Below are 22,523 nucleotides of genomic sequence, written 5' to 3'. Positions count from 1 at the left end.
GGTTACTTTATAGCTTTGCTGACCTCAATCGGCAAGTCTGATTCCAGTACAGTTGCTCCGTCTGCAAAAACAGCTCTATATTTTTCAGCACGTTCCTCAACCGTTGCCAACTTATCGTATGTAGGTGCTGTTGATATCATGCATAAAACACCCTTTTCCTTAAAGAAAGTGTACATGGCTTGGTTCGAAGGTTTGATCTCAGGTCCGATATAAACGATCATTCGATCGTAAGGAAGCCCCGAGGCCTTAAAGGCTTCTAAATCCTTTTCTGTCTTGATGTGCATGGACAGATATTGTTTGGGATTTTTATCCAAATAGAACTTGGCCTGCTCCACATTGTGAACTGTAACCCAAACCCAAGCATAGGCATTATGCTTGCGGATGATTTCAGCCGTCATTTCCATCGGGAGATCCTTCTTATCCAAGTTTAGCACCGTCTTGCCCTTTGCCCATTTGATCATCTCCTCCAATGTATTGATCTTATACTTGGTAGGGTTACCTTGATGATCCTTTAATTTTAATGCCTGAAGCTCTTTCCAAGTGAAATCTGCCACTTTTCCCTTTCCGCTGGTCGTACGGTCCAACGTGGCATCATGTACCATGACCGGCACGCCATCTTTGCTAAGACGAGGGTCAATTTCAAAGATCGCTGGAGTATGCTTTAAAACCGCTTCCATGGAAGGAATAGAGTTTTCGGGCATTTGATCTTCAATGGTACCGCGATGGCCGGATATGATCTTTTTACCCGGTTGATACTTAAAGTAATCATACATTTCCTCAACAGTTTTGAAATTGAGTTTGTGCAGTTTTTGGGAAAATGCAGGCCCCGCCTGCATAAAAGCGATCAAAGTGAAAAGTGCTAAATAGGATTTCTTCATAGGGTTTTTGTTGAAGCATTAAAATTAAGCATTCAATTTTAACAAATTGAAACCTTTGTGTTTATCCAATGTTATCAAAGTCAACGCAGAGTTCTCTTGGACGATCTTTCTATAGTTCTTTAAAGGCATACCCAATTGCTGGGTCATAAAGAGCCTGTTGACCCCGTTATGGCCAACCACCAATATGGTTTGTCCATCGAATTTCTCCATCAATTCAGCGTAGAAACTTTCTAAACGATTAATAACTTGGGTAGCATTTTCTCCTGTCCTTCCGGCTTCAAAGCTTGCAGGATCTGATAGCCAGTTATACCAGGAATTTGGATCTTCAGCAATGAAATCTTCGGATCGCTTGCCTTCCCATTGTCCAAAATCGACTTCGATCAAGCGCTCATCAACTTGTACTGCATCGGGTCTTCCAGAAGCTATCTCTGCAGTGTTTCTAGCGCGTTGCAAGGGCGAACAGAAGATCTGTTCAAAGCTGTAATCTTTAAGCAGCTCATTCATTCGCTTGGCTTGGGAAAGACCTTTTTCCGTTAAAGGAATATCCGTCCTGCCACAATATTTATTTCCATCTGCATTATAGGCAGTTTCTCCGTGTCTCAAAAGACAGATTGTAATCATTTAGATATAGTTTAAATCTTTCAATTTATTTTTAAAGTCTTGGTACTGCACTTGGTAGGCAGCATGCAACTGAGGATCTGGCCGAACCACTTTTTCAATGGCTGTCATCTGTTCAGAAGCTTCAATCAAGGAATGGTAGTAGGTATTGGATGCGGCCATGATCGCTGCACCGAAAGCGCCGCTAGCCTCTTTACATTTATAGATCGGAGCATTCAGGACGCTAGCCCTGATCTTTAGCCAAACATCACTGTTACTGCCACCTCCAGCGGAATATACCGCATCGACCTGCTCACCAGATAGTTCTTCGATAATGTCATAAGCCAATTTTTCTATAAAAGCCACGCCCTCCAAATTGGCAGCAAACAGATTTTCACGACTTATGTTTTCGGGAGCAAATCCTTTTGCATGGGATGCCATAATGGGATATCGTTCGCCTTCTTGGAGTAGAGGCCAAGCTAACTCCTGGGTTGGAATCAAATGCTCGGCAGCTTGGTTCAACGCATCCAATCCTTCTGCAAACTGTAGAGAAATCCAATCTGCACCGGTGTTGCTGGCTCCTCCTGGCATCCAATAACCTTCTGGATGTCTATGGCTGTATAATCTGCCTAATGGATCTACGACGTTGTTTTTCGTTACGCCTTTGATTACAAGGGTTGTTCCAATCGTGCTGTTCCAAGTACCAGGCTTGACAGCTCCTGAAGCCATTTGTGTAGCGCAGCCATCAGTCATGCCCACGACCACCTTGATTTCGGGAATGCCCCATTCCTCAGCCAAGGCTGGCAATAGTGATCCCACCACGGTTCCTGAGGGTACTACTTCCTGTAACCACTCTCCTTTTAGGCCGATCTCTTCGGTTACATAAGTAGGCCATTCCAGTTTCTCCAGATCATAAGCGGATTTCAACACATTGGTATAGTCGGTCACTTGGTAGTTTCCGCAAAGTTTCCCTACGAGGAAATCTGAAGCATGGATCCATTGTGCGATATCCTGAACCTTTTCAGGATACGTTTCGATATACCAAAGCATTTTGCTGATTCCGCTGGATGCATTGAATCCGGTATAGCCATGTGGCACATTTCTTTCTGCGATCGCTTTGATTCGCTTTCCCTGTTCAGCTGACCGGGGATCGCTGTACATGATGGCGGAATGTAAGGGTTGGTTCTGGTTATCCAAAGGTATGACCGTTCCTGATGTTGAGGTAACGGAGATAGCAAGGATATCTTTTTTGTCAATGTTATCTGGAAGTTCCTGGATCAGCTTGGATAACATCTCCTTACAATCTTTCCACCATAGCAATGGCGATTGCTCCTCACGGAATTTATCATCCAATTGGAATTTTCGGGAATCAGAAGCTAACAATTCACCTTTCTCATCCACCAAAACGACCCTCGCTCCCTGGGTCCCGACATCTAATCCAAAAAAATATGTACTCATCTAGGAAACTACTTCTTTAAAGGTTTTACGAGCATTTTTCCACTCTTGATATAGTTTTTCAAACTCCTCATGGTCTTTCGGGTGTATCTCTTCCAATAACTCCGGACTCACGTTCTTGACACCTAAAGCATCATTGCAGAGGAAAACACCACCCAGCACGGAAGCTTGGCGGAAGGTATCCCTGATCTTGATGCTCTTTCCAAACAGGTTGGCAATAAACTGACGCAGTTTGCGGCTCTCCACCCCGCCGCCACAAGCCCAGATGTAGGACTCTTGGTGTGGAGAGACCACACTCAGGAACTTATAGTTCTCATAGATACTGCAGGCAATATCCCATAAAATCGCAAAAACAAAGCTCCCGCGAGTTAACTGATGGGATACCGGTGCATTGAAGATAAAACCTCCCTTGGTCAAGGGTTCTTCCTCATCTGCAATCAAAGAACCTAACGAAGCCACACACTGCGAATAGGTTGCATCTTCTAATTCTTTTTCAATGACATCATAGCCCTCATTCGGATAGAAAATCTCCTTCAGACGTTGATAATTAAGTCCTGTCACGCCGGCATTGGCCTCTAGGATAAAATTATCCGCATCGATATGCCTGCTGGTCCATGTCCGCTGCTCGACATCTTTTTCATAGCTATCAACAATCTTAATGATTGGTGTAGTCGTACCCGAAACGATGACAACATCATTAGCCGAAGGTTCCATACTACGGATGGCCAATTGGGTGTCCCCTCCACCAACGACTACTACTGCCGCTGGATTGATACCAAAAGCGGTCGAGACGTCTGCTTTGATATCGCCCAGGATCGAACCTGAATCTTTCAAAACAGGTAAGATGCTAGAGGAAAGGTTAAATTGATCCAATAATTCTTGGGACCATGATTTCTTTTCCACATCGTACAACAAGGTTTCAGAAGCTTGAGAATGCTCGTATCCAGCAACCCCTGAAAACTGGAATTGAATCCAATCACTGATGCTCATTACACAAGCAATCTGTTCAAATAGTTCTGGATATACTTCCCTTACTCCGACAAGCTTGAAAGCAGAAAATAAAGATGTAGGGTAACGACCAGAAAGATCATAGACTAGATCTTTATCTTGTAAGTCGCTTTCCCATTTTCTTCCTCGATGGTCGATATTAGGCATGCCGAGCAATGGCTTTCCTTCTCGGTCAACCACCACAATACCTTCCCTTTGGCTAGTTGCTGTGATAGCATTGATCTTCACCGCTCCAGCTTCGGCCAATGCTTCTTTCGAAAGCTTCAGGATCTGTGACCACAGTTCTTCAGGATTAAAGAAGATGGAGTCTTCATATTGAATATCCGTTTCGTAATGAACGTTTTCTCTTTTGATACTTAAGATTTCGCCATCGATAGCACAGACTGCAACGCGTGCATTTCCTGTGCCGATGTCGACGATTAAATAAGCTTCTTTTGTTGCCATGTTTAGCTAATTGATGTGTTCTCTAAAACTGCTTTGTTGACAAGCTGTTTGATAGATTTATTACCCTTATGGAAAAACTCCCTAAGGTTGTTGTTCATGATAAATGCGTGGTGGTCTTCCACCTCATGGGTAGCACCAGCGATATGCGGCGTTGCAATGACATTCTTGTTCAGGATCATCTTGTAGTCAATCTCATCGGGTGGCTCATTGTAGAAAACATCCAAAACGGCACCACGGATTTGCCCACCTTCGATCACTTCCAATAAATCTTCACGATTGACAACCGTCGCACGCGCTGTATTCACAAAAATCGCATCTTTATTCAACAATGAAAGATATTTCTTGTCTATCATTCCTGTAGTCTCTGGCGTAACGGGCAAATGGATTCCTACCACATCACAAGTAGCGAACAGTTCTTCTAATTCAACCTTTTTGAAATCTCTGTTAGGATCTGTAAAATAAGGATCGAAATAATAGATCTCACAAGGAAAGTTGACCAACATCCTTGCAATATGCTGTCCTACGGCACCAAATCCAACCATACCGACCTTTTTCCCTGCAAGCTCATTTCCTTTGAACTGTAAATAAGAAGTATGTGCGCCTTCTCCCCAGTTTTTTCCTTCTAACCAATCGATAGCCGGAACGGTATTTCTCATCAAAGTGATGACATTAGCAATAAACATCTCTGCGACTGCCTGTGCATTCCTTGCCGGAGTATTGAATACGGGAATACCTAATTCTGTAGCGACCTTCAAATCGATATTCGATGGGGTACCACGGCATATGCCGACAAATTTCAAGTTCGGGTTCTCACGCAATACCTCCTCTGTGATTTCATCATGTTCGGAAATCAAGGCATCAACCCCTGTCTCCTTCAATAACGCTTTTAGTTCTGCTGGATTATAGGCGCGTCCATTTGGTTTCCATGAACGGTAAATGACTTCATCAAAAAGACCATTCAATTCATTCAAAGCTTTTTCGTTCTCATAAGGCGCAGTTAGCAATACTTTCATAGGTTGTTATTCTATTTTTAATCTAAATTCTTTAATTATACGGTATTCAATTCTTTCTCCGATTCCCTCAGCTCTCCTTCTGGAATCGTGATAAATTTTGTCAATACTGCGCTGATCAGATATAATACAGCCAATACCCAAATCACCCCCTCACTTCCAATGGTGCCGATCAACAATCCTACGATCGCTGGCCCCACAAAAACTGGCAGTCCAGCTCCAAGGTTCAGGATGGCCATCGCTGCTCCTTTATCCTCCTTCACCAATGAAGGCACTAATGCGGATAAAGGAACATAGCCGGCCAAAAGCCCTCCCCAAGCTATACCTGCCGCCATTACCGCCCAATAGGCTCCTCCGAACCATACCGGCGAATAATAGAAAAGGACCGTGGTAATCGCACAGCCAACGCCACCAAACCACATAATGGTGCGTTGCCAGCCTAAACGATCGCCTACAAATCCAAATATTAAGTTAAATGCAATGTTACTCGTGAAAATGGTTCCCCAGATCTGTAACCATTCTTTGGTATTGAATCCATGTTCTGCCATATACATCGGCAAGAACACCGGAAATGCAAACTGGGCAGTCGTATTGATTACCCTCACAATTCCTCCGATCAATACCTTGGGTTCCTTTTTGACAATGGTCAGTCCATTCATCAACTCCTGAGCTTTTGAACCTTTGGAAGCTTTTGTTTCAAACTTATCCCTGTTCAGGACCAGTGCAAAAAATGCACCTATCAAGACCCACAGTATAGAAGACCAAAGTGTGTTTTCATAACCCATCTTGTCCAATGCCCAACTCGAATAGTAGGCTCCCAGCACATTCAGCCCTCCAGTGAACACAAACCAAAACCAACCTACTGCTCTGCCCAACATATGTTTTGGACTACGGTAGTTGATCCAGACCATAAAGGAATAGGCAAACAGAGGATAGCCAAAGCCTCGGATGGCATAGAATAACAGCATGGCATTGTAATCCAATTTGGCCATTCCCATGGACACAAAACCTACGGTCCCGATCAGATACAACAGCAAACCCATGAACATGGATTTACGCGGTCCATAACTCTCTGCCAATACGCCAGAAAACCAGGAAGAAATTGCAATGGTAATTCCATATACGGTGAAGAGAGCCGCCGACTGCTCCATACTCATGCCATGACTGACAAGGTAAGGACTGAGCCATCCCTGCTCTACCCCATCGCCCATCATGAAGATAAGTATACCAAGGTAACCCCATTTTAAATGACTAGGTATACCTAGCCTATCCATTGTGCTTTGCTGTGCCATTAAATTTAGTTAAGGTTTAAATTGAAATTTGTGTTTAAGTAAAATAAAAATAAACAAAATATAACATAATTAAACCTATTCACCCTAAAAAAAGAACAGTACCATGAACTGTTCTTTTTTTAGCTGTTTATTTGAATCGTTTCTTTATTGATACGCCAATACGGCACTCACAAAATAATGATCGCTTGGCAGAACGCCTTTATAGCTATCCTTGATGATGTTTGTGTCTATGGCCTTCAAAGGTCCGTTCAGGAAGATAAAGTCAATTTTCTTGGACTTCTTCCTGTTCGGGTCATTTCCCTTAAATCCATGGGTTGTACCCTCAGGGACTTCATTTCCTCGGACCTGCACATAAGAATCTTTCCATCCCGCATCAATAACATCCTGATAAACCTTAGAATCCATCCCCACATTAAAGTCCCCGGTCAAGATCTGCGGAAAGTCAGTTTGATATTGCGCAGCCTCATCCAGCACCACCTTGACCTGTCCTTCCTTGGCTTCATTACTGACATGGTCCAAGTGCAGGTTTGTTAAACGGATTTCCTTATTAGTTTTTTTATCCAGCAACCTTACAAACACTGCGTTCCTCGCTCTTGCTGAACCCCAGGAAAGGCTTCCTGCCTTTAAGGGGGTTTCCGACAGCCAATAGGTACTGGCTGTCAACAGATCAAATCTCTTTTTGGAAAACAATATAGGGTTCTTGGCAATGCCATGATAACCTTCCTTAAACTGATCCATTTCAGGGCCATCAAATCCAAAAGCAAAGTAATCTTTCAGGTTTTCCTTGAGATCCAAAAACTGACCTTTCAAAACCTCTTGAAAACCTATTAAATCTGCTTTCTCCTTTTTAATGATTGCCAAACAGGCATCCCGGCGATCTTTCCAGCCTAAGCCCTTGGCGGCATCTTCCTCTAGATCAACCCGGATATTACAAGTCAGCACCTTAATCTGATCACCCTGCGCAGGAGCAACAGCAGCCTGTAAATCCAGCTTCGCCAATAATGGCATTGCTGACAACAAACCTACTTTCTTAAAGAATTCCCTGCGATTGGACATTTCGGAACGTTTCATTGTATTATTTTTAAACGGTAGCCGTTAGGTCTTCTCCTAAATATGCCCCTGAATTGATCAATTCTGCCCTTAGCTCTTCCACATTGACATCTGCCGGGCTCACGCCATGACGAACCGCTAGTTTAGCCGCACGCCCCGCCGCTTCCCCCATCGCCATACATGGGGCCATCACACGGATGGCAGACATAGCTTCATGCGTCGTTGAAATCGAGCGCCCAGCCACCAATAAATTCTTTACCTTTTTAGGTACCAAAGAACGGTATGGAATATCATAACTATCGCCACACCAGGTCAAGGTACAGCCACCACCTTCAGGATGATGGATATCTAATGGATAACTTGCCACAGCAACGGCATCATCAAAACGACGGCAGGTCAAGATATCATCTGCAGTCATCACATAATCTCCAACGATACGGCGAGTCTCACGGATTCCCAGGAATGGAGCCATTTTAGTGAAATGTGCATCTTCAAACCCAGGAACGAAATCCACCAAATAACGTTGAATCTCTTCCACCTGTCTGCGACCTTCAATCTCCCCAAAAGTCAAACTTTCTGGATTAGTTCCATCTACTCCATTGATCCTGGACATATTGACCCAAACCTCTCCTTCACGAAGACCGGTGATCAAAATCGTACGTTCAACCGGAAGGTGATAGCCAGCTTGACGTGCTTTTTCCATCACACTCCTAAGACCAACCACGATAAACTGATGGTTTTGCCCAAAGTATTCCGCTGGTATAAAGTCAGTCAAATAAGTTCTTGGCTCTTCAGCAATGGACATCCGCAATTTATCGGTATCCACTCCAGCCATACAGAACATCAAGGTCGGAGGCTGGGCACCACCAACATCGTTTCCTTGCTCGCATTCCACCCCTGCTTTATAGGCAACATCTGCATCTCCGGTACAGTCAATGACCGTTTTCGCCAAAATGACCTCTCTTCCAGATTTGCTCTCAATGATTACACCTTTCAGCTCATCGCCTTCCATCACAACACCAGCAGAGAAAACATAAAGCAGTACTTTCACGCCAGCTTCTTCCAAAACCTTCAAGCCAACATTTTTCACTGCTTCCGGTTCCACTAAGGTCAAGCTCATGTGCAGTGGACATGGACGGTGTTCTGAGGCTGCATCCACTTCTTTCAAGCGTTCTATAAACTTCTGTGGAAGACCCTTGATGATCTGGTTTCCTTTTTGTCCCAAAAAACCCAGGATCGGTAAACCGATGGTCATATTCCCACCAACAAAGCTACGGTTGTCAATCAAGGCAACCTTTAACCCGTCTGATGCAGCAGCCTGAGCAGCAATAATACCGGCAGGACCGCCGCCAACAACCAAAACATCAACTTCCATACGAACAGGAGTCTCTCTTGCAGGCTCCAAAATGTTCTTAACTTCTCCCATAACAATAATATGTTGTAATATTTTTTAATTAATTATTCTCTACTAATACAGCCTCCTTGGGCTTCTCCTTTTTGACCATGGTCCAAAGAATCAATACCGCAATGGGATGCATAAATGCCATTGCTATAAAAATGGTCCCTGCACCCAGCGATCCCATCATCTGACCAACGAAATAGTTGAACAGAACTGCTCCCAATGCACCAAAACCACCTGCGATCCCTAAAACAGAAGCTACATTCTTTACAGGGAAAGCCTCGGCTATCACCACTGAAATGGTAAACAACCAGCTTAAGCAAGCCACGGCAACCAAGGAAAAGATCAGAATGGTGAGATAAGGATTGGAAACATAGGCCGTCAAACAGCACAATGGTGCCAATACTGCAATGCTACTCAGCATAATTTTTCTGGCCAACAAAGGCTCCTTGCCCTTGCGGACCATTTTATCCGACCATGCAGAAGTGCCAATAGCTCCTAAATCGGCCACCAAAAATGGAATCCATCCAAACATACCGATCTGCGCCAAGGTCAATCCACTTTCTTCCTGTAGATAGCCGGGCAACCAGAAAAGACAGAAATACCAAACGGGATCACTCACAAAACGAATCAACAGGATCCCCCATAAGGTCTTGGTCTTCCATAACTGCCCCCATGAGAAACCGTATCCGGCAGATTGAGCATCCGCCTCACCTATCGCTTCCCTACGGATCTCTGCTGGCGGTTCCGTATAGATCAGGAACCATAAAAGGGCAATGATCAAGCCTACAACCCCGGCAACGATAAATACCGTATGGAAATTATAGCGCATGGCGAGCCAAGCAACCAAAGGCGGCGCAATGATCGCCCCGATCGAACTTCCCGCAACACATAAGCTATTTGCCGTAGCACGCAATTTTCCTGAAAACCAAACAGTGATCACCTTCAACTGAGCGGGAAAGTTTGTAGGTTCTGCAGCGCCGAGCATCCCTCGGAAAAACAGGAAAGAACCAAAAGTCCTTGAAAAACCACCTCCCAAACATGCTAATGACCACCCCAATATGCCAACCAACATCACCTTCCGTTCACCGAATTTATCCACCAACCAACCAGACACCGGATACATCAAGGCATAGAACACCGTGAAAACATTGATCACCAAGGCATATCCATCGTCACCCAGATCAAACTCGTCCTTTAGCATAGGCTTCAAGATCGACACAATCTGCCTATCATAATAATTGAAGACAATGGCTAAAAAAATGACAATTATGATATACCATCTCCTTTTAGTGGCTGGAATAGGCAACGTAAATTTCGACATAAATTAGATTCGGTTATTAAAATAATACCAGTTATGAATTCAAATGTAGGAATAAATGAATATAAAAAAAACATTTTTAAATAAAAAAAAAGAATAGGCAAGTACAGAAATGCTGACTATATTTGCTATTATATTAACTTATTTTAATGAATTATGATGAATATCACAGACAGACACGAATTCATTCTAAAAAGCTTAAAGGAAAAAGGGAAAATTACGATAGACTGGCTCTGCGAAACCATGAAGGTTTCCAGCGTAACGATCCGAAAGGACCTTAAAGTACTAGAAGACAAAAACCTGTTATTCAGGATCAAAGGAGGAGCTTCCAACAGCAATCCTTACGCTATCGACCGCCCTATCATGGTGAAGGAATCCATCAACAGCGAGGAGAAACAGCGCATAGCACAGGCCGCGATCAAACTGATCAAAGACAACGACTCCATCATGATCGGATCCGGCACAACCGTGTTCACCCTAGCCAAAAACATTGAATCCACACACATGCTTACGGTCATCACGCCGGCATTAAAAGTTGGTTTAGAGCTCAGTGGCAAGCCCAACATCGAGGTTTTACAGCTCGGAGGACTAATCAGGACCAACTCATCTTCCGTTGCCGGGCAGTATGCGATCCGCATCTTGGACGAGATCAGCTGCGGGATCCTGTTCCTTGGAGCCGACGGAATCGACCTGGAATTCGGAATCTCCATCAGCAACCTACCTGAAGCAACATTAAACCAAAAAATGATCGAAACCTCCCAAAAGATTGCAATCCTGGCAGATAGCAGCAAATTTGGAAAAAGAGGCCTAGGCAAGATCTGCGAATTGATCGACGTAGACTACATCATTACCGACAACAAGGTGTCCCCAAACATCGTCAAGTCTATCGAAGACTTGGGTATCAAAATCATTCTAGCTTAAGCTACCTTTCTAAGTCATTTTCAGAAAAAAGATTTTTAAATTTTTGGTTTAAAAATCTTTTTTTTATTTTCGAAACGCTTTATAAGCGAATAACCTATTGTTATTTTTGAATAAAATCTAATATGATATCGGCATTTATGCCTTGTTTTAACATAACGAAAACAAAGCCTTAATATTGATTTAACATTATTAAGCTATTTTCGAAACAATTTTAAACATATTGTAAGGACATTAAAACTCTACTCTAAAACATCTGTAAAAAGAACCTATTTATTATTAATAAGCATCTAAATGAAAAAACAACTGCAACTCATTTTTTTGCTGTGCTTTCTACCTATAGGCATGCTATGGGCACAGCAAAAGAATATCTCGGGGAAAGTGACCAATGAAGATGGAAACCCTTTGGAAGGCGTAACCATCAGCATTAAGGGTCATCTTAATGCCTTGTCCCAAACTTCAGCAACTGGCGAGTATGCTATCGAAGCCAACACTGGAGATGTTTTGGTTTTCGCAAGCATGGGTTATGCCAATGCGGAAAGAACCATTGCGGACCAAGGGACAATCAATGTTATCCTTACAGCCGACCTGACTAACCTGGACGAAGTCGTTGTGGTTGGTTATGGGACTCAAAAAAAGGTAAACCTGACCGGAGCTGTTTCTACGATCAATAGCGAACAGCTGGAAAGACGACCAATCGTATCCACCTCCTCTGCCCTGCAAGGTCTCGCACCGGGCGTAACAGTAACCTCCCAATCCGGCGCACCAGGCGGTGACCAGGGTCAGATCCGTATCCGCGGTGTCAATTCATTCGGCGGATCAGATTCTGAACCTCTTGTGATCATCGACGGTGTAGCAGGATCCTTGGACAATGTAGATGCGAACCTGATCGAGAACATCTCCATCCTTAAGGACGCAGCATCTGCGGCAATCTACGGTTCCCGTGCCGCTAACGGGGTAATCTTGATAACAACTAAGCGTGGTAAGGACCAATTTGCCCTAAACTACAAAGGCTATACAGGTTGGCAGGACCCAACCTTTATCCCGAAGGTAACGGATGGTGCAACTTTCATGAAAGTATTTAACGATGCCAACATGAACGATAACGGCTCCGTAATCTACAGCGAAAAAGATTTTGAAGAATTCAATAAATTATATGCAGAGAACCCAGATAATTTCGACTGGCAAAAAGGCATCCTAAATGGTTCAGGATTCACCCACAACCATTTTGTTTCCCTCAATGCCGGCGCTGGGAAGATCCGCGTGGCTCCTTCCCTGGGTTATGTATCCCAAGATGGACTGATTGACAACACCGGTTTCAAAAGATACACCTTCCGAAACAATATGGACATCAATCCAAATGATAAATTAAACATCCGTTTTGACCTTTCAGCCGTAAACAGCAACCGCTTACAGATCGCTAATGAAGGAACTATCTGGAATTATATTGGCCGTATGCCAACCAACATCCCAATCCGCGTAGGCGATGGCCTTTGGTCAGAAGGCTGGGTAAAAAACAACCCCGTAGCTTTCATTGAAGATGGTGGCAATAAAAAAGTAAACAGCCTGGAGTTATTGGGAAACCTTTCCATTAACTATAAACCATTCGATTGGTTGAGCATCTCAGGTATGGCAGCACCAAGATACCGCACCCGTAATATCCATGAATTCGCAAAGGCAGTCATGACCTATTACGAAGACGGAAGCGAAGCGGGCACAGCCTTACCTTCTACGGAACTGACTGAATCTGCTTACCGCTATTTCAACGGAAGCTACTCTTTCCAAACCACTGCACAAAAATCATTCAATGACCACAACTTCAGCTTGATGCTCGGTGCCTCAAGAGAAACTTATGACGAAAAATACCTGATGGGATACCGTCGTGATTTTACCTACGACACCTATGAAGTATTGAACGCTGGTGCAGACACAGAAACCAAGAACAATGCTGGAAACCAATTCCAATGGCTGTTGGTTTCCACTTTCGGAAGATTTAACTACGATTACAAAGGCCGTTACCTTTTGGAAGCCAACCTTCGTTATGACGGAAGTTCCAGGTTTGCAAAATCAAACCGCTGGGCAGCATTCCCATCTTTCTCTGTTGGATGGAGAATCTCGGAAGAGCCATTTATGGCTGACCTAAAAAATTCCATCAACCAATTGAAACTCCGCGGTTCATGGGGTATCCTAGGTAACCAAAACATCGGAACAACCTACCAACCATACATCGAAACCTTGAATCTAGGAAGTATTTCCGTTGGTGGTGCGGTTGATCAAATGATTGCCTTGAACACCATGGCAAACTCGGGCCTATTGTGGGAAGAAACCACGATGGCCGGTTTAGGATTGGATGCATCCCTTTTCAACAACTTCAGCGTTACATTCGATTGGTACACCAAACAGACCGATGGTATCCTGATGAAACTTTACGTTTCTGAGCTATATGGCAAGAATGCACCATTCCAAAATGCGGCCAAGGTACAGAACCAAGGATGGGAAGCATCGGTGCGTTACGACAACCAATTCGGCGATTTTAAATTAGGTATCGGCGCCAATATTTCCGATGTAAAGAACAAGATCCTTGACATGAAAGGACAAGTTTCAGGAACGTTATTGAGACAACAGGAAGGATATTCCATCAACTCCATTTACGGCTACCAATCCGACGGTCTTTATCAATCCCAGGAAGAAATAGACAATGGACCTAAGCAGTTCGGCACCTTAAAACCGGGCGATATCAGATACAGGGACATCGCGGGTGATCTAGATGCGAATGGCAATGCCATCCCAGATGGCAAGATCACGGATGCAGATAAAACCATTATCGGCAGCACCATGCCTCGATATACCTACGGATTCAACCTAGACTTAGGCTACAAGGGCCTTAGGTTCAGTGCCTTTTTGCAAGGTGTAGCTAAAGCAAATGGCTACCTGGATTCACATTACGTGATCCCAGCGGTGAACTCTTCGGCGATTAAACCTTGGCAATTGGACTACTGGTCCGAAGACAACAGAGGAGCCTCTTTACCACGCGTATCGGTAACCTCAACAAACAATACGCAGAACTCTGATTTCTGGATGAGAAGCGCTTCTTATCTCCGATTGAAAAATGTTCAGTTAGGCTATGAGATCCCTAAAAGCTGGCTGGCGAACAGCAAGATCGGCGGAATATTCATCTATGCCAACGGACAGAACCTCTTTACAAAAACAAACTTCTACGAAGGCTATGACCCTGAAATCAATTATAACTCAGGAGCACAGGATGGAGTAACCTTAGGTTCAGGTAACTTCTACCCCCAGGTTAAGGTGTACACATTTGGTTTAGACTTTAAATTTTAAGAACAATGATCAAGAAGACAAAATCTATCATAGGAATCAGTTTATTATGCGCAGCGCTCATGAGCTCTTGCGACCTAGACCGATTACCATTGGACGGCCCATCGTCTGAAACCTTCCCAGCCAGCCAAAAAGAAGCTGAAATGGGACTCTTAGGAGCATACAAAGGTTTAACCCTTCTAGATGCTTCCAGCACCCCTATCTGGCACGTTATGGACAACATCACCGATATTGGCTATGCTAGACCTGGAAACAACTATACATCACCGATTACCAGTTCTATCACGACTGACAATGCCTTGGCAACCAAACCTTGGGCTGCCCATTACAAAACCATCGGAAGGGTACATGATGTCCTGGATAAATTGGCAGACATCAAAACCAGCATGTCTGAAGCTGATTACAAAAAGATCGATGCCGAGTTGAGATTTATCCGTGCCTATTCCTATTCCCAACTGATCGAATTGTATGGCGATGTTCCCTTATTGAAAAACGCATTGAAACTGGGCGATGAACTACCGGGTAGAACCAAAAAAGCTGAGGTAGAAAAATTCATCTTGGATGAACTGACTGCCATTGCAGACAACCTACCCCAATCACAGGCCGGAACAAAGTTTTCTAGGGCATCCAGCATTGCTGCCTATACCCTAAAAGCCAGAGTTGCCCTCTATGCAAAACAATACAAGCTCGCTAGCGAAGCATCACAAAAAGCTATCACCCTATCCAATGGGATCCATGCCTTGACGGAGTTCGACAATTCCATCGACTTTGCCAACAAGTCCCACAAGGAAGGCGAACCAGAAGTTGCCAATATATTTGGCCACAAAGGATACGAAACCAGCAAAGAATGGATTTGGGTGGTTGAATACAACCGCAATATCAGCGACAACGTCCATAATCAAGGTTATTACCTAGCTTCCAGACTTGGGAAAGGCGTATGTTATTGGGGACCGACCCAAAACTTCATCGACTCTTTCCAGGATCTAGATGGCAAGTACATCACGGAATCGACCAGCTACAACCCGGAGAAACCATTTGAAAACAGAGACCCACGTTTGGACCTTTACACTGTTCGTCCGAATTCCAGGTTTATGGGATTCCAATTCGAGCCAAATGCCTCATTCTCCAAAGTGAACAACTATTGGCCTGTAATCAACGGTACCTCTACCAAACCTAGCTCACAGACCAATGCTGATGCCACCAACGCATACCGTTCCTTTAGCGGGTACCTATGGCGTAAGCATACCGATCTAGTGGACTTCCCGACGACTTCGGTTTCCGGATTCTCGGACTTAAATGTTGGTGTGTTGAGATATGCAGAACTCCTGTTGATCTATGCAGAAGCGAAGATTGAAGATAACAGCATCGACGGTACAGTGTATGATGCCATCAACCAGATCCGTAAACGCGCGCATATGCCAAACCTTCCTACAGGACTTTCTCAGGCGCAATTGCGCCAAGCCCTACGCTATGAAAGAAAGGTAGAGTTGGCCAATGATGGTTTGCGCTGGCACGACCTTCGTCGCTGGGGAATTGCAAACCAAGTCATGAACGGCCATATCTATCTAAACCGATTGGCTAATGCTTGGGATAAAAACGTATTGACCCGAATCGATGAGAATGCAAACCCAGTGTACAACCACAGTGTAGCAAGTAAAGTCTTCGGCACTCAGGCTGTAGTCTTCAAGGAAAACAAAGATGAGTATTGGCCAATCTCTGCGCAAGAGATGGATGCCAATAAAAACCTGACCCAGAACCCAGGTTATTAATACGTTTACAATTCATACAAATACTTTTATTTCTCAAACGTGACCGGCCCAGGTCACGTTTTTTTTCTCAGCAATCCTTAAAAAATGAACGCAATCAAGAAAATCATATGCTTCTGTGCCCTATTGGTCACAGTCACTTCTTACGCCATAGCACAAGAAAAAAAAGCCTTTGAAAAGCCTCATCTATCCGATTCCAGCTCCTGGACCACGGTCCTCTTACCTGACATCCAGAACTACGTGAAGTTTCAGCGGAACCAACCTATTTTGGATGTCATGATGAATTGGATCGTGGAAAACGAAGACAACCTCAACATTCAGATGGTCATGTGCACGGGAGACCTGGTAGAGCACGATGACATCATCAATCCAGATCCCAAGAAAATGGACCAGACCGGTAAACAGCAATGGGAAGCAGCCGCAAAAGCCTTCGAAAAACTGGATGGCAAAATCCCCTACATTACCGCATCCGGGAACCATGACTACAACATCTTCAGCTATACCCATAAACCCAAGACTACGCATTTCCCAAATTATTTCTATCCGGACAAAAACAGCGAAAACCAAAAGATCCTAAGGGAAGTTACGGAGAACATTTATGGGAACCCAAGCTTAGAAAATGCCGCCTATCAATGGAAATCACCTCATGGCAAGCCGTTTCTATTCCTTTCCATCGAGTTCGCTCCTCGAGATACTGTATTGAAATGGGCAAACAAGGTCGTCAACCAAGACAAATACCGAGACCATAGCGTAGTCTTGTTGACCCATGCCTACCTAAATTACCAAAACGAGCACATCAAGACCGCCAAGTATGATCTGCAAGATGCCAATTACGGGACTGCTGTATTTGAAAAACTGGTAAAACCATCCAAGAATATCGAAATGGTTATTTCCGGCCATATAGGCTCTCCAAACGACCCCAGGAAACATGTAGGCTTCCGTATCGACAAGAACGCTGCAGGTAAAGATGTAAATCAAATGACCTTTAACGCCCAAGCCTTGGGTGGTGGAACCTATGGAAGTGGTGGAGATGGTTGGATAAGGATTTTGGAGTTTATGCCAGATGGTAAAACCATAAAAGTAAAAACCTTTTCCCCATGGTTTGCATTGTCAAGCAGCACCCAAGATATGGCCTGGAGAAAAGCAGATTATGATCAGTTTGAGATTGTATTGGGGGAAAACAGACATTAGACATCAGACATTAGAATTTAGGCAAGGGTGTGGTTCTCGACAGGCTCACCCAACGGCTGGACCAAGATTATGATTTGAAGATTGTTTCCTGTCCATAATTGACCCCATTTCCGTAGGGGCTTATATTGCATAAGCCTGCTGCATATTTTGAACATATAATAGGTTTATATGGCGAGCAGTTCAATTATCCTCGATAATGGATGACAGGATCTAAAATATAATTAGCGTACGGTACCAAAAATGAGTTAAAAAGGGATTCAGAGCAAAGCGAAGAATCTATTTTTTTGTTTTTTTAGGGATGCCAGTCATCGTAAGTTTGAGAAAGTATAGTTGGAGGAACGAATTTTGACGTCAAACAGGAAGTACAAAGAACCCCATAATCTGTACCTGCATCCGTCAGCCGGATGCGATACACCCGTACAAAAACCCCTAATTTCCTCCAGCAAAAAAAGCCATCCCTTTCGGAATGGCTTTATTTATATCTAACAAAAAGATGCGGTTTAAACTTATTTTACTGCGTCTACAACTGCTTTGAAAGCATCTGGATTGTTTAAAGCTAAGTCAGCTAATACCTTACGGTTCAAGCCGATGTTTTTAGCGTTTAATTTACCGATCAACTGAGAATAAGAAATTCCGTGTTGACGTGCTCCAGCGTTGATACGTTGAATCCATAAAGCTCTAAACTCGCGTTTTTTGGTTTTACGGTCGCGGTAAGCGTACTGTAAACCTTTTTCTACTGTATTTTTAGCAATAGTATATACTTTGCTACGGGATCCATAATAGCCTTTAGCTAATTTAAGGATTCTTTTTCTTCTTCTTCTAGAAGCAACTGCGTTAACCGAACGTGGCATAATTTTTAAAATTTAATTTGGTAAAAGGCGTTGCGTTTTTCAGCAATCTTACGACCCTATACCCGGTTAAAAAAATATTGTTATAAAATGTTTTCTAAACTTATTTACCGATAGCTAGCATACGTTTTACGTTGCCTGTATCAGCATCACTCACATAACTAGTAGTAGTTAAGTTACGTTTTTGTTTAGTAGTTTTCTTAGTCAAGATGTGGCTTTTGAAAGCGTTTTTTCTTGCTATTTTACCTGTTCCAGTCAATTTGAAACGTTTCTTCGCGCTGGAATTGGTTTTAACTTTTGGCATAATACTTATATAATTTTTATCAATCTGTTAGATACGTCTTATTTCTTTGGGCTGGTTTTGGGCGCCAATGTCAAGAACATGCGCTTACCTTCCAACTTAGGCAACAGTTCCACTTTACCATAATCTTCTAGGGCTTGGGCAAAGCGCAACAACAAGATTTCACCTTGTTCCTTGAACACAATTGCACGGCCTTTGAAATGTACGTAAGCACGAACTTTCTCGCCACTTTCCAGGAATCGCATTGCGTGCTTCAACTTAAACTCGAAGTCATGCTCGCTGGTGTTAGGTCCAAAACGGATTTCCTTAATCACCGTCTGCTTCGCATTCGCTTTGATTTCCTTTTGCTTTTTTTTCTGTTCGTAAACGAATTTACTGTAATCAATAATTTTGCAAACAGGAGGCGTAGCGTTTGGAGAGATTTCAACTAAATCCAATTCTAACTCATCAGCTAATGCTAATGCCTGACGTGTCGGAAATACCCCTTGCTCTACATTGTCACCAACCAAACGTACTTCTGGAACACGGATGTGCTCATTGATACGATGTTCTGGTTCTTTTTTTCTTATCGGGCCTCTCGGGCCGAAATTGTTACTTTTTGCCAAATGTTCCTTTAATTAAACAGTTATTTCTTTTATTAATAAATCTTTAAATTCCTCTGCTGTGATCGACCCTAAGTCCACCCCACCATGTTTACGAACTGAGATTGTTCCGCTTTCCATCTCCTTCTCCCCTACAATCAACATGTAAGGCATCTTTTTCACTTCGGCATCACGGATCTTGCGTCCAACTTTCTCGTCACGCAAGTCAATCAGACCGCGAATATCGGAATTATTTAGGGATTCCAAAAGTTTTTGCGCATATTCTTCATATTTTTCTGACACTGGCAGGATGATAAACTGCTCAGGAGCAAGCCATAACGGGAATTGACCCCCGCAGTGCTCAATCAGAACTGCAACAAAACGTTCCAAGGATCCGAATGGTGCGCGGTGGATCATAACCGGACGATGTTTCATGTTATCACTACCCGTATATTCCAGCTCAAAACGCTCCGGAAGGTTGTAGTCAACCTGAATGGTACCCAATTGCCACTTCCTGCCCAAGGCATCTTTCACCATGAAGTCCAACTTAGGACCATAGAAAGCTGCTTCACCATACTCCACTACGGTAGGCAAGCCTTTTTCGGTAGCCGATTCGATGATCGCTGCCTCAGCCAATGCCCAGTTCTCGTCCGAACCGATATATTTGGTCTTGTTCTCTGGATCGCGCAATGAAATCTGAGCAGTAAACTCATTGAAACCTAATGCCCCAAATACATACAGCACCAAGTCAATCACTTTCTTGAACTCCTCTTTCACCTGATCTGGACGACAGAACAAGTGCGCATCATCCTGAGTAAACCCTCTAACACGGGTCAAACCATGCAACTCACCCGACTGCTCATAACGATAAACCGTTCCAAATTCTGCAAAACGAACCGGAAGCTCTTTGTAAGAGCGAGGTTTTGTTTTGTAGATCTCACAGTGATGCGGACAGTTCATCGGTTTTAGCAAGAACTCTTCGCCATCTACCGGTGTATTGATCGGTTGGAATGAATCCGCACCATACTTCTCGTAGTGACCAGAAGTGATATACAATTGTTTATGACCGATATGCGGAGTAATCACAGGCTCATAACCAGCCTTGATCTGCGCTTTCTGTAAAAAGTCCTGAAGTTTTTGTCTCAATGCAGTTCCTTTCGGCAACCACAATGGCAATCCCATCCCCACTTTCTCCGAGAAGGCAAACAGTTCCAATTCCTTACCTAACTTACGGTGATCACGTTTCTTGGCTTCTTCGATAAACTTCAAATATTCGGTCAATTCCGAAGCCTTAGGGAAAGTAACCCCATAAATACGGGTCAACTGCTTACGAGATTCATCACCTCGCCAATAAGCACCTGCCACATTGGTCAATTTTATCGCTTTGATAAAACCTGTATTCGGGATATGTGGTCCACGACACAGGTCAGTGAAATTTCCTTGTGTATAAAAAGTGATCTTTCCATCTTCCAAGTCCTTGATCAAGTCCAACTTGTACTCATCACCTTTTTCCTCGAAATAAGCCAATGCATCCGCTTTTGATACAGCTTTACGCTCAAAAACCTCTTTTTGCTTAGCCAATTCCAACATCTTGTCCTCAATCTGCTTGAAGTCATCCGAGGAGAATTCACGGTCACCGAAGTCAACATCGTAATAGAAACCGGTTTCGATGTTTGGACCGATACCAAATTTAATCCCTGGATAAAGGGCTTCTAGTGCTTCTGCCAATAAGTGAGCGGATGAATGCCAAAAGGTAGATTTACCTTTATCATCATTCCAGGTCAATAATTTTACCGAAGCGTCTCCTTCAATGGGTCTTGAAGAATCCCAAACCTCACCATTTACTTCTGCAGCTAATACATTTCTAGCTAATCCTTCGGAAATCGATTGGGCAACCTGCATAGCAGTTGTACCCTGTTCATACTGACGGACAGATCCATCAGGTAGTGTAATGTTAATCATTTACAACTATGATTTATTGTTTGTCTAAAATTGCAACCTTTCCAATATGTACAATTACATTGGTTTATAAAGGCTGCCTTAATTAATGCAATGCAAAAATACGAAAATTTTTAGTCTTTTCGAAATGAACTCTAGGGGAAAAAAGTTTATTTTCAGTCATTTCAGAAAAGTTTTTGCTTATATTTCAAGAAACATGGACTTCTATTTCTGGCCTCGTTACAAATCCCAGCTTGAAGAAAAAAACTTCAGCAAAAATAAAAGGAAGCAATACAGCTGGGACTCACCTTACTCTTATTCGGGACATATTTCGAAAATTGCGAATATGCCTCGAACAAGACTAAAAGGAATCCCGAATGAAATTTTCGATTTTAAAAATTTGAAGGTCTATTTTTTGACCTTCAGCCGACAGGCTTGAAGGACTTACAAGGGATTGAAATTCCATTTATCTTGATTTTTTTCCTACTTTTGCAGCTCAAATTCAGTAACATGTCAAATCAAGTTCCAGAGGACGGCACATTTCTTCCCTTGATGGAAGAATTCTACACGATACAGGGGGAAGGATACCATACCGGAAAAGCAGCATATTTTATTCGTTTGGGAGGTTGTGATGTAGGCTGTCATTGGTGTGACGTCAAGGAGAGCTGGGATGCTGAAATGCACCCCTTGACTTCTGCAGACGTCATCGTGGAGCATGCTTTGCAACATCCGGCAAAAACCGTGGTGATTACCGGTGGCGAACCTTTATTGTACAACTTGACCTACCTGACCCAAAAGCTTAAGGAAGCAGGCATCAAGATTTTCTTGGAAACCTCCGGAGCTTATCCTTTGACGGGATATTGGGACTGGATCTGCCTATCTCCAAAAAAATTCAAGGGACCGAGAGAAGATGTGTTGAGTGCTGCAGGTGAACTGAAAGTCATCGTCTTCAATAAAAGTGATTTCCAATGGGCCGAAGAACATGCGAAGTTTGTTAGCTCGACCTGCAAACTCTACTTACAACCGGAATGGTCCAAGGCTGCAGAGATGACTCCTTTGATCATTGATTATGTTAAGGACAATCCTAGGTGGGAAATCTCCTTACAGACCCACAAATATCTGAACATCCCTTAAGGGCAAATACATTTTGCCCATAAGATATAAAAAGCGAAGGGCTGCAAATCAAAATT

18 protein-coding genes are annotated in these 22,523 nt (G+C 43.4%); 5 read left to right on the top strand and 13 right to left on the bottom strand.

What is annotated here, in order from left to right; genetic code table 11:
* Window positions 1–2: 2 nt before the first annotated feature.
* From ACWIB3_RS17180 to ACWIB3_RS17140, 9 genes are all read right to left on the bottom strand, one after another.
* Window positions 3–878, bottom strand: coding sequence for a glycerophosphodiester phosphodiesterase family protein (locus tag ACWIB3_RS17180; protein WP_454292224.1), 876 nt, complete (start codon window positions 876–878; stop codon window positions 3–5).
* 24 nt (window positions 879–902) lie between these two features.
* Window positions 903–1,499, bottom strand: coding sequence for a histidine phosphatase family protein (locus tag ACWIB3_RS17175; protein WP_454292223.1), 597 nt, complete (start codon window positions 1,497–1,499; stop codon window positions 903–905).
* Window positions 1,500–2,933 (bottom strand): FGGY-family carbohydrate kinase, encoded by a 1,434-nt coding sequence (locus ACWIB3_RS17170; RefSeq protein WP_454292222.1) that lies wholly within the window; start codon window positions 2,931–2,933, stop codon window positions 1,500–1,502.
* The gene (locus ACWIB3_RS17165) at window positions 2,934–4,382 is read right to left on the bottom strand and encodes an FGGY-family carbohydrate kinase (protein WP_454292221.1); all 1,449 of its coding nucleotides are present in this window, start codon (window positions 4,380–4,382) and stop codon (window positions 2,934–2,936) included.
* A gap of 2 nt (window positions 4,383–4,384) precedes the next feature.
* Window positions 4,385–5,395 (bottom strand): NAD(P)-dependent oxidoreductase, encoded by a 1,011-nt coding sequence (locus tag ACWIB3_RS17160; RefSeq protein ID WP_454292220.1) that lies wholly within the window; start codon window positions 5,393–5,395, stop codon window positions 4,385–4,387.
* 35 nt (window positions 5,396–5,430) lie between these two features.
* Window positions 5,431–6,684, bottom strand: a complete 1,254-nt coding sequence (locus tag ACWIB3_RS17155; protein ID WP_254529829.1) for an MFS transporter — start codon at window positions 6,682–6,684, stop codon at window positions 5,431–5,433.
* A gap of 144 nt (window positions 6,685–6,828) precedes the next feature.
* Entirely contained in the window at window positions 6,829–7,755 is a 927-nt protein-coding gene (locus ACWIB3_RS17150) for an endonuclease/exonuclease/phosphatase family protein (RefSeq protein WP_454292219.1), read from the bottom strand.
* A gap of 10 nt (window positions 7,756–7,765) precedes the next feature.
* Entirely contained in the window at window positions 7,766–9,160 is a 1,395-nt protein-coding gene (locus ACWIB3_RS17145; protein ID WP_185210472.1) for an FAD-dependent oxidoreductase, read from the bottom strand.
* A 28-nt stretch (window positions 9,161–9,188) separates the two neighbouring features.
* Window positions 9,189–10,457, bottom strand: coding sequence for an MFS transporter (locus tag ACWIB3_RS17140; protein ID WP_454292218.1), 1,269 nt, complete (start codon window positions 10,455–10,457; stop codon window positions 9,189–9,191).
* 153 nt (window positions 10,458–10,610) lie between these two features.
* On the opposite strand from ACWIB3_RS17140, the gene ACWIB3_RS17135 reads away from it, so the two are divergent.
* From ACWIB3_RS17135 to ACWIB3_RS17120, 4 genes are all read left to right on the top strand, one after another.
* Window positions 10,611–11,375, top strand: coding sequence for a DeoR/GlpR family DNA-binding transcription regulator (locus ACWIB3_RS17135; RefSeq protein WP_175486313.1), 765 nt, complete (start codon window positions 10,611–10,613; stop codon window positions 11,373–11,375).
* Between the two features lie 291 nt (window positions 11,376–11,666).
* Window positions 11,667–14,711: a SusC/RagA family TonB-linked outer membrane protein gene (locus tag ACWIB3_RS17130; protein WP_454292217.1), complete on the top strand. Its 3,045-nt coding sequence runs from the start codon at window positions 11,667–11,669 to the stop codon at window positions 14,709–14,711.
* Between the two features lie 5 nt (window positions 14,712–14,716).
* Complete coding sequence (locus ACWIB3_RS17125) at window positions 14,717–16,477, top strand: RagB/SusD family nutrient uptake outer membrane protein (RefSeq protein ID WP_454292216.1); 1,761 nt, start codon at window positions 14,717–14,719, stop codon at window positions 16,475–16,477.
* An 84-nt stretch (window positions 16,478–16,561) separates the two neighbouring features.
* Window positions 16,562–17,665, top strand: a complete 1,104-nt coding sequence (locus ACWIB3_RS17120) for a metallophosphoesterase (RefSeq protein ID WP_454292215.1) — start codon at window positions 16,562–16,564, stop codon at window positions 17,663–17,665.
* A gap of 506 nt (window positions 17,666–18,171) precedes the next feature.
* On the opposite strand, the gene rplT is transcribed toward ACWIB3_RS17120, so the two are convergent.
* The 4 genes from rplT to thrS all read right to left on the bottom strand — a co-directional run bounded on the left by rplT (window position 18,172) and on the right by thrS (window position 21,357).
* Entirely contained in the window at window positions 18,172–18,516 is a 345-nt protein-coding gene (gene rplT / locus ACWIB3_RS17115) for a 50S ribosomal protein L20 (protein ID WP_093098929.1), read from the bottom strand.
* A gap of 100 nt (window positions 18,517–18,616) precedes the next feature.
* Window positions 18,617–18,817, bottom strand: a complete 201-nt coding sequence (gene rpmI / locus ACWIB3_RS17110) for a 50S ribosomal protein L35 (RefSeq protein ID WP_185210477.1) — start codon at window positions 18,815–18,817, stop codon at window positions 18,617–18,619.
* Window positions 18,818–18,855: 38 nt separating this feature from the next.
* Window positions 18,856–19,419 carry a translation initiation factor IF-3 gene (infC, locus tag ACWIB3_RS17105; RefSeq protein ID WP_214648496.1) on the bottom strand — a complete coding sequence of 188 codons (564 nt, stop codon included), beginning with the start codon at window positions 19,417–19,419 and terminating at the stop codon, window positions 18,856–18,858.
* Window positions 19,420–19,431: 12 nt separating this feature from the next.
* On the bottom strand, window positions 19,432–21,357 hold the full coding sequence (gene thrS / locus ACWIB3_RS17100) for a threonine--tRNA ligase (protein WP_185218208.1): 1,926 nt from the start codon (window positions 21,355–21,357) through the stop codon (window positions 19,432–19,434).
* 486 nt (window positions 21,358–21,843) lie between these two features.
* On the opposite strand from thrS, the gene ACWIB3_RS17095 reads away from it, so the two are divergent.
* The gene (locus tag ACWIB3_RS17095) at window positions 21,844–22,467 is read left to right on the top strand and encodes a 7-carboxy-7-deazaguanine synthase QueE (protein ID WP_185210479.1); all 624 of its coding nucleotides are present in this window, start codon (window positions 21,844–21,846) and stop codon (window positions 22,465–22,467) included.
* Window positions 22,468–22,523: the final 56 nt, after the last annotated feature.

The sequence above is a fragment of the Sphingobacterium sp. NPDC055431 genome (assembly GCF_053644255.1).
Note: the sequence above shows the minus strand (reverse complement) of the source record. Positions and strands in the feature narration are given on the sequence as shown.